Origin of the sequence: Youxingia wuxianensis (assembly GCF_014385085.1) — a bacterium.
GTDB lineage: Bacteria > Bacillota > Clostridia > Oscillospirales > Ruminococcaceae > Youxingia > Youxingia wuxianensis.
The window spans coordinates 89,601-103,672 of the sequence record NZ_JACRTD010000004.1 but is presented as its reverse complement, the minus strand read 5'-3'; the positions used below and the strand labels follow the sequence as shown (position 1 = coordinate 103,672).

The window sequence follows — 14,072 nt, the reverse complement described above, 5'->3', positions numbered from 1 at the left end:
AGGGATGGAGGCGCCGGCAAAACGCGGGTCTGTGTCAGTAGATACGGCGCAGATTTATTATCGGATTTATGGAAGCGGGGAGAAAACTTTGCTCCTGCTCCATGGAAATGGGGAGGATTATAGCTGCTTTCGCAGCCAGATAGTTCCTTTTTCCCGGGAATACCGGGTAGTGGCCATCGACAGCCGGGGCCACGGGAGCTCCACTATGGGCAAGGAGATTTCCATTTCGATTATGGTTCATGATGTGATATGCGTGATGGATGCCCTGAAAATCCATCAAGCGGATGTAGTGGGCTACAGCGATGGAGGTAATATTGCCCTTGGGCTTCTGATTCAGCATCCCCAGAGGATAGGAAAAGCGGTATTGGCCGGGGCCAATTTATATCCCCAGGGAGTGAGGGGGATTGCTCAGCGTCCTGTTGAGGCGGGCTATTTTCTTTGCCGGCAGATGGGACGTTTTTCCCCAAAAGCCAAAGAAAAAGCAAAGATTTTAGGGCTGATGGTCAACGAACCTCATTATACCGTTGCAGAGCTTTCCCGGATAAATAACCCTGTACTGGTGATGGCAGGGGAAAAGGATATTATTAAGCCGGAACACACCCGGTTAATTTATAAAGGGATTCCCGGAGCCAGATTAGTAATTATTCCAAAGGCAGGACACAATATTTTCGGGGAAGCGCCTGGTCAGACCAACAAGGCGATTTTAGATTTTTTAGCGAACAGGAGTTCATATGAACGGACATAAACGCAGCGATATCAAAATTGGGGCCTTGGTAGATGTGGTTCTGAAAAAAGACCAGCCCACGGGAAAGCTTACGCGGGGGCATGTGAAGCGCATTTTAACAAACAGCCCGTCCCACCCGCATGGGATTAAGGTAATGCTTGAGGAAGAGAATATGGTTGGTCGGGTACAGAAAATTGTAGAGGAGTAAGTATAGTGAAAGTATTGTTTATAGAATATCCCAAATGTTCCACCTGTCAAAAAGCAAAAAAATGGCTGATAGATCATGACATAGAATTTGAGGATCGTTCCATTGTGGAAGAAAATCCCACCGCTCAGGAACTAAAAGAGTGGCATCACAGGAGCGGACTGCCGCTGAAAAGATTTTTTAACACCAGCGGGCTGAAATATAAGGCGCTGGAACTGAAAGATAAGCTTCCTTCCATGAGCGAACAAGAGCAGTTGGACCTGCTGGCAACCGATGGAATGTTGGTAAAACGTCCGCTCATTATAACAGAGGGGCTGGTGCTTGTCGGATTTCGCCCGGAGCAGTGGGAACACCTTTTAAAGTAGGAGGACGGCCATGGACGAACAGATCAAAAATATTATTCTTGATGAATTTACCAAATTGGTCCATACGATTGAAGGGGATTTCCATATCAATTTTTTGAAAAAACGCCACAATTTTTTATTAAACCAACTGGACAAAATGATGATTGCCCATATGGTATTTGTCAGCAGCTTTGAATCTAAAAGCGGAAACGCCATCCAGGCCTGTGCCAAGCGGATTGCCCGGCTTCGGTTTGGGGAAGAAAATGTCCCGCAGATTGTCAATCCCAAGGGGCTGGCTCTGCCAAACGGCTTTTGTAATCCCAAAGGGGAGCAAGTGGTGATTACCAACGTCAATATCGAAAGCGCGGCCTTGCATGGGGAGATCAATAAGTTTCGAGAGGAACATAAGGGCCGCGGCAGGGGAAAAAGCAGAATCGAAAGTTCAGTGACTCAAGAGAGTATAAAGCAGCTGCTGACAATTGGAGGAAAATATATAGAAGACCGCATTTACATAAAACCGGTAGACTTATGTTTTCGTGACGGGGAAGAGTGGAATATAATGGAAATAAAGGCGGGCGGCGCATTGGACAGCTCCAACGCCCCCTCCAACGCTGAAAAATTGCTGCTCCTCTATACCGCCCTGCAGGAAAAAAACTGCCGCTGCTATTTTGCGACCCTCTATAATAAGGACGGAGAAGGGGCTCATTGGAATAGCGGGGTGAAAGCCCATCTGAGTTATCCTGAAATGTTTTTAATCGGCCGGCAGTTCTGGGAGAGAATTTTGCCACAAGAGATTAGTTTTCGGAATTTTGTAAAAATATATAAACAGGCGCTGACACAGATCGATCTTAACGCCCGGATCAGGACCATGATCAGCGACTGTGTGGGGACTTTATAGTAAATGGAACACTGTGAGCTTTATTTTGGGGATTGTTACAACTATATCAAGACCATGGAGGATCATAGTGTGGATCTTCTTCTTTGCGACCCCCCTTATAATATCGCCCCTTACTCCACTGGGAATATTTATCTTCCCGGAAGAGCGCCGGTAAACAATGATATTGCCGATTGGGATAAAGTGAATATCAACCCGGAGGATTTTGCAGATGAATTTGTGCGGGTACTCAAACCAAAAGGAAATATATTTGTCTTTGTCAGCTACAATATGATTGGGCGCTGGCATGAAGTGTTTGACAGCCGGTTTGATACTTTTCAGTTTTTTATCTGGCACAAGACAAATCCCATGCCTAAAATTTTTAAAAATGGGTTTTTAAACAGCTGTGAAATGATTATTTGCATGTGGAACAAAGGACATGCGTGGAATTTTACGAAGCAGAATGAGATGCACAATTTTTTTCAGTGCCCTATCTGTATGCGGCCGGAACGTATTTCCGATCCAAAGCATCCTGCGCAAAAGCCGGTGAAACTATTAAAACATTTGGTTGCCATTGCTTCTCAGCCGGGGGATTTGGTGTTTGATCCGTTTATGGGCACCGGATCCACTGGTGAAGCGGCTTTGAGCTTAGGCAGGCGATTTGCCGGCTGTGAGATTGATAAGCGCTATTTTTGCGCTGCTGAAAGCAGACTTGAAAAATACGCGTTACAACAAGATAAATAAAGAAAGCGCCCCGGCCATAGATAGGCCGGGGCGCTTATAGTATACGGCGACATATGGGATGGAGCGCGCCGCGTTTTTGCTTTAGCAAAAACAGACAACCTGCCTTAAAAAGGCAGGTTGGTTACGATCAAATGTTCGGCGGCGCGCTTATTGCGGCTGCGCACGTTGTAAGTATACATATTTTCAAATGTATCGATATGAAAATGATCTTTGTACAGATGATAGATAAAATCAGTATTTTTAATTACCAGTAAAAACTTCGCCGGAGTACTCCTGAGCACTTGGGCTAAACGGGTTTGATCGGTTAAAGTGAAATCCTTGCCTTCATATTCGGAAAAATCCGTATCATAGGGAGGATCCAGGAAGATAAAATCGTTTTCAGTAGGTTTCACCTTCTGCAAAAATTCTTCGAAATCCAAACAGTAAATACCCGTATTTTTAAACAGCCTCTCCATATCCGGATTAAACATATGATCAATTTTAGAGCGCATATCTTTGCCGTTATAAGACATGCCTCCATATGGAATATTAAATTCCCCGGCAGCGTTGTATCGGAACATAGAGCCGTAACAATATTCCCGGATAAAATAGAAATTAGCGATTTTATAGGCAAAAGAAGGACTTTCAATATTGCCTAAAGAAATATCGTTAAATACACGGCGAAAATACATATAGTATCCGCTGGCCAGTCCAGTGATTAAATTGTCCTCCAAGTCCTGGGAATTAAATGGCTTAGTCTCGTGGTTTTTTACAGTACGCAGCATTTTATCCACCGCATTTGTAGTGAGGTGGGAAAAGAACTGCTGGGGATCCAATACCAGCAGGTCAAAAAAATCGTATCCCAGTGCGGCAGGGGAGAGGTTGTCCCAAATAAAAGAAGAAATTTGCCGGCGCAAAAGGGGTTCCTCAATATTTTTTTCTAAAAGTGAAGCGAACAGGCGGCCTAATTCCCCGTATTTGCGGTCACACACGCTGCATAGCCGGGTAAAGCTGTCGTTATAACATAAAAGCAAATGTTTGAACATGACGTCCTGCTTCTGAATCAAACGATAGTAGTCCATCAAACAGGGGGAAATATCATTAATAACCGCTTTTTGAGGCGCCAAATGAAAATACAAAGCGCCGCCGCCAAAAAACGGTTCAATATAGCGCTCGAAGGAAGGAATCAGATGCTCAAACTTTTTTATTTCGCCGGCTTTGCCGCCCGGCCATTTAATCAGGGGCTTCATATCAGTACACCTCGCCTGTCAGGATTATTTTATATGATGATCTGCGCTTTACCTATTATTTTCTGCAGGAAAGAAAAGCCATGGAAAACCGAGGCCAGACAGGGCCTGGGGGCAAGTTGGCGGATAAATTGATGAGATAAAACAGCTCTCATTTATTAGGTATATTCCGTCATTTGGGTTTATCCGTTTTAAAACGTCTTATCAAATGCTATTTTTTCACTATTATCAAACCAAATTGTACCACAATACGAAAAGCCATTCTTCTTTAAGATATGCTGCATTTTTTTGTTGTCCGCATCTGTATCTACTCGGAAAGAATTTATGCCTTTTCTTTTGCTCAATTCCTCTACCAGACGAAACACAACACTGCTTACACCTTTTCCTCTTGACTTTTCAGTAAAAGCCATACGATGCACTACGACATAATTTTCAGAAGTATTCCATGTGCCTTGCATATTATCATAGGCAGATTCTCCATCGTAATCAATACATAAATAGCCCAAAATACTTTCTTCATCTACAACGAAAAAACCTTTTTGGTCAATAATATCTCTTTCGATACAAGCATAATCAGGATAGCCCGTTTGCCATTGGTCAATTCCTTGTTCTTTTAAGTGGATTTTCGCAGCATTGATAATCTCCATCGCTATCTGTATTTCTTCTGATTTAACTAATCTTAATTCTATCATTTTGGAGCTCCTAACTGTCGATGAAATGAAAGGGACTTGAATCCCTCTGATTTGTCAACCATTTCGACTATGTATGATGATGGACCTTATTGCCTTATCTCGCTATAAGGAACTTGGACGCCAAAGCGCCATAAATCCTTGCTATTTTAATATTCGGATGATTTGCCTCGCTTTTTTGGGAAAAACGCACCGCGTTTTTGGGCGCAGGCTGCAAAAGGCAGGATGGTTTCCCGGAAAGGGAAACCAAGGCCGGACAGGGTCCGGGGGCAAAATGATATTTTGCCGCTGGTTTTTATTATACCTGAACTTTCTCGTATACGCAATTACAAAAAACAGGGAAAGAGCCTCCGGCCCGAAAGCTTGAGGCTCTTTCCCTATATATAACTTACAGATAGGCAAAATAATAAAACTTTAAAAGGGGTCTTCCTAAAAATTGCTGGATACGATAAAGACTTCTTACCTACTCATCATTATGGTACAACAAGAGAAGAAAGTCAATATTTTTATGGTGAGGAGGAAAAATTTTAAGAAATAAGTTGATTTTTTCGAAACATTTTATGGTTGAAAGCTAGGTTGGCTTGTGCTATCCTTAAAATTAATGATAAGGAAAAGAGGAGAGTTTTCGTTTGAACTGGCTAAGACGGATCATGGCGGGACGTTATGGGACCGATCAGCTTTGCTGGGCGCTATTGATTGGGAGCTTGTTTTTTATAGCGATAGGAAGGTTCAGCCGCTGGGGAATATTTTTCCTAATTGCGTTCACTTTACTGGTAATATGCTATTATCGGATGTTTTCCCGCAATATTCAGAAGCGCTATCTGGAAAATGTACGGTTTGTCCGTAAAATAGAACCAATAAGAAAGAAATTTTGGGCGCTCTCCCAAAGAATAAAAACCTCTAAAACCCATCGGCATTTTAAGTGCCCTCGCTGCGGACAAAAATTGCGGGTTCCCAAAGGCAGAGGGAAAATTGAGATCACGTGCCCAAAATGTGGGGGACGGTTTGAGAAAAGGACGTAAAAACTAGGGCTGCCGGAGGAATAAAGAGATCTGGCAGCTTAAAGAAAATCATTGACGAATTTTAGGCGTTATGGTAAAATATTATTAATTAAATGACGTTATTTGGTACAGCGGCGTATCAAATAGAAAGCGACGAGGCTTTGCTCCTTGAAAAAGGGGTAAAGCTTTTTGTTATTTTATGCAGGATGAAGAGGGATCACCGAGATTGAAAAAGAGGGAAAAACTATGGGATATAAGGTAGTGATTGCCGACGATGAAGCGATCATTCGCTTGGATTTGAAAGAACAGCTCCAACAGCATGGTTATGAAGTAGTGGGCCAGGCAGGGGATGGGTTTGACGCGATCAGCTTATGCAAACAACACGCTCCGGATTTGGTGCTTTTAGATATTAAAATGCCTTTGCTTGACGGGCTGAGCGCGGCCAAAGTGATTATCGAGGAAAATTTGGCCGGCTGTGTGGTGCTCTCCACCGCTTATAGCGACGACAATTTTATTAAAACCGCCAAGGAGCTGGGGGTGATGGGTTATGTAGTAAAGCCCATCGACCAAAAATCATTGATTCCGGCTATTGAAGTGGCAATCGCCCGCAGTCAGGAACTGATGACGCTGCGGCGGGATATTGAGGACAAAGAAAAAAAGATGGAGGAGCGCAAAGTTATTGAAAAGGCCAAAGGCGTGCTAATGAAAAAGAAAAAAATCAACGAACAAGACGCCTATGAATATATCCGGCTTTTAAGCATGAAAAAACGCACCTCCATGAAAAAGATTGCAGAACTTTTAATTTTGAGTTATCAGGATATGCCGGACGCAAAATAAAAAGGGAGAAGAAACGGAGAGGAAGAAGGGTGAATGGAGTTTCCATTTTAAGCGTGGGTATTGATATCGGCACGTCTACTACCAGCATGGTGCTCAGCCGGATCCAGATGCGCAACACTGCCTCCGGCTTTTCTGTACCCCAGGTGTGTATTGTAGGCAGCGAGATTATTTATAAAAGCGAGATCTATACCACCCCTTTGGTAGACGGTATACTGATTGATACAGAAAAAATTCGGGCAATACTGGAAAAAGAATATGACAAAGCGGGGATTACCCCTTCTATGATACAAACCGGCGCAGTGATTATCACTGGGGAGAGCGCCAGAAAACAGAATGCCTCTTTGGTGACACAGACATTAAGTTCCTTTGCGGGGGATTTTGTGGTTGCCACGGCAGGGCCGGATCTGGAAAGTGTTATCGCTGCCAAAGGAGCGGGTGCACAGCAGTATTCCAAAGAACACAGCTGTGTGGTAGCCAATTTGGATATTGGCGGCGGTACCACCAATATTGCTGTGTTTCATTGCGGTGAACTCTGCGCAAAAGGCTGCTGGGATATTGGCGGGCGGCTGGTGCAGGTGGACAGGCAGAAGAAAGTTACCTACCTAAGTCCCCGGCTGCCGGCGATTATGAAGGCCGCCGGCGTTTCGCTGGAACTTGGCCGGACGGCTGACTGGCAGGAGCTGGACCGTCTGTGTCGGGTCATGGCGCAGGTGCTGGAAGATACGCTGAAATTTACGGCCTCCAAATTGTGCGAGGAGATGCGCACGGCGGGAAGCAGCCGTCTGACCCTTTCAAGGCCGGTGGAATATATCACCTTTTCCGGCGGGGTGGCGGACTGTGTGTATTCTCCCCAGGAGGATTGGTTTCGGTTTGGGGACATTGGTCCGATCCTGGCCCACAGTATTCGGGAAAGCTCTCTTATGAGGGATTACCAGGTAATCCCCCCCAAGGAGACGATCCGGGCCACGGTGGTGGGAGCGGGTTCCTATACAACTTCTGTCAGCGGAAGTACGATTACTTATACAGACGAGAGCGTGTTTCCAGTAAAAAACCTTCCCGCTTTTCTTTTGGGGAGAGAGACAGAACACCAGTGTTTGACTGGGAACGACCGCAACCTGCGGGAGGAAACCGAGTGGTTTTTAGAGCAAAACGACTGTGATAATCTGCTTTTTTGTATCCAGGATATCGATAGCCTTTCCTACCGTCAGCTAAATCTGCTGGCGGACGCCTTGTGCCATACGGCGGACAGCGCCCTGGGAAAAGAGCAGACGGTGATGGTATTATGCCGGGGAGATTTTGCCAAAGCCCTGGGGCAGGCCATGCAGCGGCGGCTTTTAGACAGGAAGCTGGTTTGTATTGACAGCATCAGTGTCCAGTTTGGGGATTATATCGATATTGGACGGCCCCTGATGAATGGAATGGCGGTGCCGGTAGTAGTAAAAACATTGCTTTATGGATAGAGAAAACAAAAGGAGGGAATGATTTTGAGACTGAAAACTCTGTTGGCGGGTCAGGTATACGAGTTTCATTCGATCAAAGAGGTCCTTGCTAAAGCCAACGAGCAAAAGTCGGGGGACGTATTGGCAGGGCTTGCCGCCGCCAGCGACAGCGAACGCATCGCCGCCAAAGAGGTGCTTTCCAATCTTCTGCTCAGCGATTTACGCAACAATCCGGCGGTGCCTTATGAAGAGGACGACGTGACCCGAATTATTCAGGATGGGGTAAACGAGCGAATCTATGACAAGATTAAAAATTGGACGGTAAGCGATCTGCGGGAATGGCTGATGGATTACGCCACCACCGAAGAAGATATCCGCCGGGTCAGTCAAGGACTGACTGCGGAAATGATTGCCGCGGTGGCCAAGCTCATGTCCAACTTGGATTTGGTGTACGCTGCGAATAAAATTCGGATACATACTCACTGCAACACCACTATGGGAAAACGGGGAACCCTTTCCACCCGGCTTCAGCCCAACCATACAACGGACAATGTGGAAGGGATTACCGCTTCTCTGTTTGAAGGGCTAAGCTATGGCGTCGGAGACGCGGTGATCGGTTTAAATCCGGTAAACGATACGGCGGCCTCCGCGGCGGAGATTTTAAAACGGTTTGATGAAGTCAAAAACAAATGGCAGATTCCCACCCAGATTTGCGTTTTGGCCCACATTACCACCCAGATGGAGGCGCTTCGGCAGGGAGCGCCCACCGATATGATTTTCCAAAGTATTGCGGGTTCTCAAAAAGGAAACGAGGCCTTTGGTTTCACCACTGAAACAATGAAGCAAGCCCAAGAGATGCTCCGCAAAAATGGCACCGGCACAGGGCCGAACGTAATGTATTTTGAAACGGGGCAGGGATCGGAACTTTCTTCCGGGGCCAACTTCGGTTATGACCAGGTGGTTATGGAGGCCAGGTGTTACGGGTACGCGAAACATTTTTCCCCCTTTATGGTAAATACCGTGGTGGGCTTTATTGGGCCGGAATATCTTTATGACAGCAAGCAGGTAATCCGGGCGGGACTGGAGGACCATTTCATGGGCAAGCTCACCGGTATTCCCATGGGTTGCGACTGCTGTTATACCAACCATATGATGGCGGATCAAAACGATATCGAAAACCTAACGGTTCTTTTGGCCAGCGCCGGATGTACTTATGTGATCGGCGTACCTGCCAGCGACGATATTATGCTTAACTACCAGACCAACTCCTACCATGACGCTTCGGCGGTGCGGGAAATTTTAGGCCTGCGCCCGATTCGGGAATTTGAGGAGTGGCTGGAGAAATTGGGAATTATGGAAAATGGGAAGCTGACTTCCCTTGCGGGCGACGCCTCCCTCTTTACGCAAAGAAAGGGGGGATTGGGATGACCGATCAAAAGCTCATAGAACTGGTAACGCAAGCAGTGCTGGCCCAGCTTGCCGGACAGCCGCCGGCGGCCCCGGCACAGCAGCCGTCGGCAGAAGAAACCGAGCCTCTGGCGGATATTACCGACAAAGCTCACAAGATGGCTATTAATATTGAGCATCCTGTCAACCGGGATGCGCTGGAACAGATGAAAACAAAAACCCCCGCCCGCATCGGCGTAGGCAAGGCGGGCCCGAGACTGAAAACAGCTACTATGCTCACTCTGCGGGCGGACCACGCCATCGCCAGAGACGCCGTGTTTCGGGATGTAGACGAGCAGGTGCTTTCAGATTTGAACCTTTTTTCGGTACAGACCTTATGTACCGAGCGAAATGAGCATTTGACCCGCCCGGATCTGGGGCGGCAGTTCAGCCCGGAAACCATAAACCAGCTAAAATCCAAATGCGAATCTGCCCCCACAGTGCAGATTTATGTTTGTGACGGACTGAGCAGCCAGGCGGTGGACGCCAATGCCCGGGATGTGCTCCCGGCGCTGATGGATGGTCTGAAGGGGTATGGGATCCAGACAGGGACGCCCTTCTTTGTAAAATTTGGACGGGTGCCGGCTATGGACGTGATATCCGAGGCATTGGGAGCGCAGGTGACCTGTGTTCTTATCGGGGAACGTCCGGGACTGGCTACGGCGGACAGTATGAGCGCGTATATCGCGTATAAGGCCGCTGTAGGAATGCCGGAAGCCCGGCGTACGGTGGTGTCCAACATCCACAAAGGCGGTATCCCGGCGGTAGAAGCTGGGGCCCATATTGCCACAGTCATAAAAACCATGCTGGAGAGAAAAGCCAGCGGGGTTGATCTGCAGATGTAAGGAGGAGAACGTATTGACAGGCGATCCGATCAGAACTACTGTGCTGGGAGTCCGGTTTCTCCCCAATGCGGATCCAGTGCTGCTGAAATGTTTAAAATCCTCTCAAGGGTATAACAGCTTGGGAATTATTACCACCGACAGCGACGATGTTTCTTATGCAGCGCTGGATGAAGCCACCAAAAAGGCGGATGTGCAGGTGGTGTATGCCCGTTCCATGTACGCAGGGGCGAAAAATGCTTCCACCAAACTGGCGGGGGAATTTATCGGAATTTTAGCGGGAAGCGACCCGGAGGAAGTAAAAAGCGGTATCGATGCCGCGGTGTCCTTCATTGAAAATGACGGATGTTTTTACAGCGCCAACGAGGATGACAGTATCGTCTACTTTGCCCATTGTATCTCCCGGACCGGCTCCTATCTTTCCAAACAGGCAAAAATTCAGCAGGGAAATTCCTTGGCATATTTAATCGCCCCGCCGGTGGAGGCCATCTGTGCGGTAGATGCGGCGGTGAAAATGGCCCAGGTGGAGCTTAGGTTATTTTACGGCCCTCCTACGGAAACAAACTTCGCAGGGGCGCTTTTAACCGGGGAACAGGCGGCCTGCCAAGCGGCATGCGACGCGTTTGCGGCTATGGTGAGGGAAGTGGCCGCCACCCCAAGGGAACAGTAAGGAGAGGATAATATGGTGTTAGATAAGGACTTACAGTCCATTCAGGAAGTCCGCGATCTAATGAAAAATGCCAAAACCGCCCAGAAAGAACTTTCCAAATACAGCCAGGCTCAGATTGATGAGCTGGTGGAAAAAGTTTGTCAGGCTTGTGTGGAAAACGCAGAAAAGCTGGCGAAAATGGCGGCGGAAGAAACGGGATTTGGAATTTGGCAGGACAAGGTGGTAAAAAATCTGCTGGGAAGCAGGATTGTCACCGATTATATGCGAAACATGAAAACAGTTGGAATTATCAAAGAGGACCGGGAAAACGGACTGATGGAGGTTGCGGTTCCTGTCGGGGTAGTAGCCGCGCTGATCCCGTCTACCAACCCGACTTCCACTACAATGTTTAAAGGGCTGATTTCAATTAAGTCAGGAAATTCCATTGTGATCAGCCCCCATCCCAACGCTAAAAAATGTATTTTGGAAACAGTGGCCGTTATGAGAGAAGCCGCCGACAAAGCGGGGGCTCCCAAAAATCTGATCCAATGTATAGAAACAACCACAATTCAGGCCACTAACGAGCTGATGAAACATCCTGATACAGGGGTAATTTTGGCTACCGGCGGCGAAGCGATGGTGAAGGCGGCGTACAGCTCCGGAAATCCGGCCATTGGAGTGGGACCGGGAAACGGGCCGGCTTTTATTGAGCGGTCAGCGGACATCCCCATGGCCATCAAGCATATTTTAGACAGCAAAACATTTGATAACGGCACTATCTGCGCTTCTGAGCAGTCGATTGTTACGGAGAAATGTATCCAGGATCAGGTGCTAAAGGAGCTTCAGCGGCAAGGCGGATATCTGATGGACGAGCAGCAGTCGAAAAAGGTCGAAAAAATGATTATGCGCGCCAATAATACCATGAATCCGGCCATTGTGGGAAAAAGCGTCCAGGTAATCGCCGATATGGCGGGGATCCAGGTGCCCAAAGAAGCCAGAGTCTTAGTGTCCATGCAGACAGAGGTGGGGAAAAAATACCCCTATTCCAGAGAAAAGCTTTGTCCGATTTTGGCCTTCTTTGTGGAGGATAACTGGGAGAGCGCCTGCGAAAAATGCATCGCTATTCTGGAAAACGAAGGGGCAGGACACACGATGACCATCCACTCCCAGGATGAAGCGGTTATCCGGGAATTTGCCCTGAAAAAACCGATTTCCCGTCTGCTGGTCAATACTCCCGGGGCACTGGGAGGGGTTGGAGCCACTACTAAATTGGCGCCTGCGTTAACGTTGGGCTGCGGCGCGGTAGGAGGCAGTGCAACTTCCGATAATGTGGGGCCGATGAACTTGATAAATATCCGAAGGGTTGCCTGGGGGGTACGGGAACTAGAGCAGCTGCGGCCGCAGAAAGCTGCCGCGGGCGTTTCCAGCCCCGCGGCAGGACCTGTGCAAAGCGAAGGGATTACCCAGGCGGATATTGAACGGATTGCCCGAGAGGTTTTACAAAATATATTAAAACAAAGATAATTTTAGGAGGTAACTGAAATGGCAGTAAATTTACAGGCGTTAGGCATGATTGAAACCAAGGGGCTGGTAGGATCGATTGAGGCGGCGGACGCCATGGTAAAAGCGGCAAATGTAACGTTGATTGGAAAAGAGCACGTAGGCGGCGGTCTGGTTACCGTAATGGTAAGAGGGGACGTAGGCGCAGTAAAAGCGGCGACCGATGCAGGCGCGGCGGCAGCTTCCCGGGTAGGGGAACTGATTTCTGTGCATGTAATCCCACGGCCTCATACAGAAGTGGAAGGTATTCTCCCGAAGATTGAAACAAAATAATAATTAAAAAAGCTAGGAGGAAATAACAATGGCGGTAAATTTACAAGCGTTAGGCATGATTGAAACCAAGGGGCTGGTAGGATCGATTGAGGCGGCGGACGCCATGGTAAAAGCGGCAAATGTAACGTTGATTGGAAAAGAGCACGTAGGCGGCGGTCTGGTTACTGTAATGGTAAGAGGGGACGTAGGCGCGGTAAAAGCGGCGACCGATGCAGGCGCGGCGGCAGCTTCCCGGGTAGGGGAACTGATTTCTGTGCATGTAATCCCACGGCCTCATGCAGAAGTGGAAGGTATTCTCCCGAAGATTGAAGGCTAATGCTTTCGGTCTGATTGCCGAAAGGAACGATAGCTATGATGATACTCAGTGAAGACGCGGTGCGCCAGCTTCATCTGCGTCATGGACTTACCGTGATCAACGCGGATAAGGATGCTTATATCACTCAGCAGGCGAAAGATTACATACGGGAAAAAAACTTAACCCTCTTAGTGGACGGCACGCCGGTGGACTGTGAAATTGCGCCCGGCGTCCCCTGTCCCAGAGGGGGAAACAGTGTAAAAGCGCCGGCCTCTTATGGGAAAGAGGGACAGGAAATAAGTCCGTCTTGCGCCCATCTGCGGGAAAACCGAGCAATCCGCCCCGCCGCGCAAGCGGCGGCTCAGTCCCAGGGACACACGTATGTGGGGCTGGACGGCAGTTTCTATGAAGAAAAGCCGGAACATATGACGCATCTGTACGCCAATGTGCTGGTGGCAAAAAATCATCCCCGCATTTTATTTCGCGGGAAGATGGACAGTTTGGAAGCAATGATCATCGAGCTGCAGGTATTGGCTCAGCAGGAAAGAAAAGAAAAATTGGTCGGCGATCTGGGAGAGGTGCTTTCTTATGTGCGCCAAACCCTTTCCTGCGAGGTGAAAAACCAGGAGCTTGGGGACAAAACTATTTTGGGCCTGGATGAAACTGCCCTGCGCCAGATGTCTCACCATCCCAAAGAACAGCTGGGAATTGGGCATCTTCTGCCGGATTATACTCTGGGCGCTTTGTGTGCGAAACTAAACTCCCTGCGCACCCAGTCACGGGAAGCAGAGATTGCGGCGGTGAATGCGTTCTGCACAGGGGAGAATATTCAACGGGAAGATATTTTACAGGGAATGAACCGGCTGAGCAGCGCTATTTATATTTTGATGCTGCGTTTGGCCAGCGGATATTATGAAAATTAAA

At 47.9% G+C, this 14,072-nt stretch carries 16 protein-coding genes; 14 read left to right on the top strand and 2 right to left on the bottom strand.

The window, feature by feature from the left end; translation table 11 throughout:
* Positions 1-4 precede the first annotated feature (4 nt).
* From H8705_RS06580 to H8705_RS06560, 5 genes are read left to right on the top strand one after another with little or no spacing between them, the layout of a single operon-like run.
* A complete protein-coding gene (locus tag H8705_RS06580; RefSeq protein WP_262395038.1) occupies positions 5-745 on the top strand; it encodes an alpha/beta fold hydrolase in 741 nt (246 codons plus the stop codon).
* Entirely contained in the window at positions 732-932 is a 201-nt protein-coding gene (locus tag H8705_RS06575) for a YwbE family protein (RefSeq protein ID WP_262395037.1), read from the top strand. Before H8705_RS06580 ends, H8705_RS06575 begins: the two co-directional genes overlap by 14 nt.
* 5 nt (positions 933-937) lie before the next feature.
* Positions 938-1,294: an arsenate reductase family protein gene (locus H8705_RS06570; protein ID WP_262395036.1), complete on the top strand. Its 357-nt coding sequence runs from the start codon at positions 938-940 to the stop codon at positions 1,292-1,294.
* 10 nt (positions 1,295-1,304) lie between these two features.
* Positions 1,305-2,171 carry a TdeIII family type II restriction endonuclease gene (locus H8705_RS06565; protein WP_262395035.1) on the top strand — a complete coding sequence of 289 codons (867 nt, stop codon included), beginning with the start codon at positions 1,305-1,307 and terminating at the stop codon, positions 2,169-2,171.
* 3 nt (positions 2,172-2,174) lie between these two features.
* Positions 2,175-2,891 (top strand): DNA-methyltransferase, encoded by a 717-nt coding sequence (locus H8705_RS06560; protein ID WP_262395034.1) that lies wholly within the window; start codon positions 2,175-2,177, stop codon positions 2,889-2,891.
* A gap of 104 nt (positions 2,892-2,995) precedes the next feature.
* Here H8705_RS06560 and H8705_RS06555 read toward each other — a convergent pair whose 3' ends face one another.
* Positions 2,996-4,120, bottom strand: a complete 1,125-nt coding sequence (locus H8705_RS06555) for a DNA adenine methylase (RefSeq protein ID WP_262395033.1) — start codon at positions 4,118-4,120, stop codon at positions 2,996-2,998.
* A gap of 188 nt (positions 4,121-4,308) precedes the next feature.
* A complete protein-coding gene (locus H8705_RS06550; RefSeq protein WP_262395032.1) occupies positions 4,309-4,809 on the bottom strand; it encodes a GNAT family N-acetyltransferase in 501 nt (166 codons plus the stop codon).
* A gap of 1,244 nt (positions 4,810-6,053) precedes the next feature.
* On the opposite strand from H8705_RS06550, the gene H8705_RS06545 reads away from it, so the two are divergent.
* The 9 genes from H8705_RS06545 to H8705_RS06505 are packed head-to-tail and all read left to right on the top strand — an operon-like array spanning position 6,054 to position 14,071.
* A complete protein-coding gene (locus tag H8705_RS06545; RefSeq protein ID WP_262395031.1) occupies positions 6,054-6,644 on the top strand; it encodes an ANTAR domain-containing response regulator in 591 nt (196 codons plus the stop codon).
* Positions 6,645-6,673: 29 nt separating this feature from the next.
* Positions 6,674-8,104: an ethanolamine ammonia-lyase reactivating factor EutA gene (locus tag H8705_RS06540; RefSeq protein WP_262395030.1), complete on the top strand. Its 1,431-nt coding sequence runs from the start codon at positions 6,674-6,676 to the stop codon at positions 8,102-8,104.
* Positions 8,105-8,128: 24 nt separating this feature from the next.
* Complete coding sequence (locus H8705_RS06535; RefSeq protein WP_262395029.1) at positions 8,129-9,511, top strand: ethanolamine ammonia-lyase subunit EutB; 1,383 nt, start codon at positions 8,129-8,131, stop codon at positions 9,509-9,511.
* Positions 9,508-10,374 (top strand): ethanolamine ammonia-lyase subunit EutC, encoded by an 867-nt coding sequence (gene eutC, locus H8705_RS06530; protein ID WP_262395028.1) that lies wholly within the window; start codon positions 9,508-9,510, stop codon positions 10,372-10,374. The genes H8705_RS06535 and eutC overlap by 4 nt, the downstream gene beginning before the upstream one ends.
* 13 nt (positions 10,375-10,387) lie before the next feature.
* Positions 10,388-11,041 (top strand): ethanolamine utilization microcompartment protein EutL, encoded by a 654-nt coding sequence (eutL, locus tag H8705_RS06525; RefSeq protein ID WP_262395027.1) that lies wholly within the window; start codon positions 10,388-10,390, stop codon positions 11,039-11,041.
* A 12-nt stretch (positions 11,042-11,053) separates the two neighbouring features.
* Positions 11,054-12,544, top strand: a complete 1,491-nt coding sequence (locus H8705_RS06520) for an acetaldehyde dehydrogenase (acetylating) (protein WP_262395026.1) — start codon at positions 11,054-11,056, stop codon at positions 12,542-12,544.
* 18 nt (positions 12,545-12,562) lie between these two features.
* The gene (locus H8705_RS06515) at positions 12,563-12,853 is read left to right on the top strand and encodes a BMC domain-containing protein (protein ID WP_262395025.1); all 291 of its coding nucleotides are present in this window, start codon (positions 12,563-12,565) and stop codon (positions 12,851-12,853) included.
* 28 nt (positions 12,854-12,881) lie between these two features.
* Entirely contained in the window at positions 12,882-13,169 is a 288-nt protein-coding gene (locus H8705_RS06510; RefSeq protein ID WP_262395024.1) for a BMC domain-containing protein, read from the top strand.
* A gap of 35 nt (positions 13,170-13,204) precedes the next feature.
* Positions 13,205-14,071: an ATP-binding protein gene (locus H8705_RS06505; RefSeq protein ID WP_262395023.1), complete on the top strand. Its 867-nt coding sequence runs from the start codon at positions 13,205-13,207 to the stop codon at positions 14,069-14,071.
* Position 14,072 lies beyond the last annotated feature (1 nt).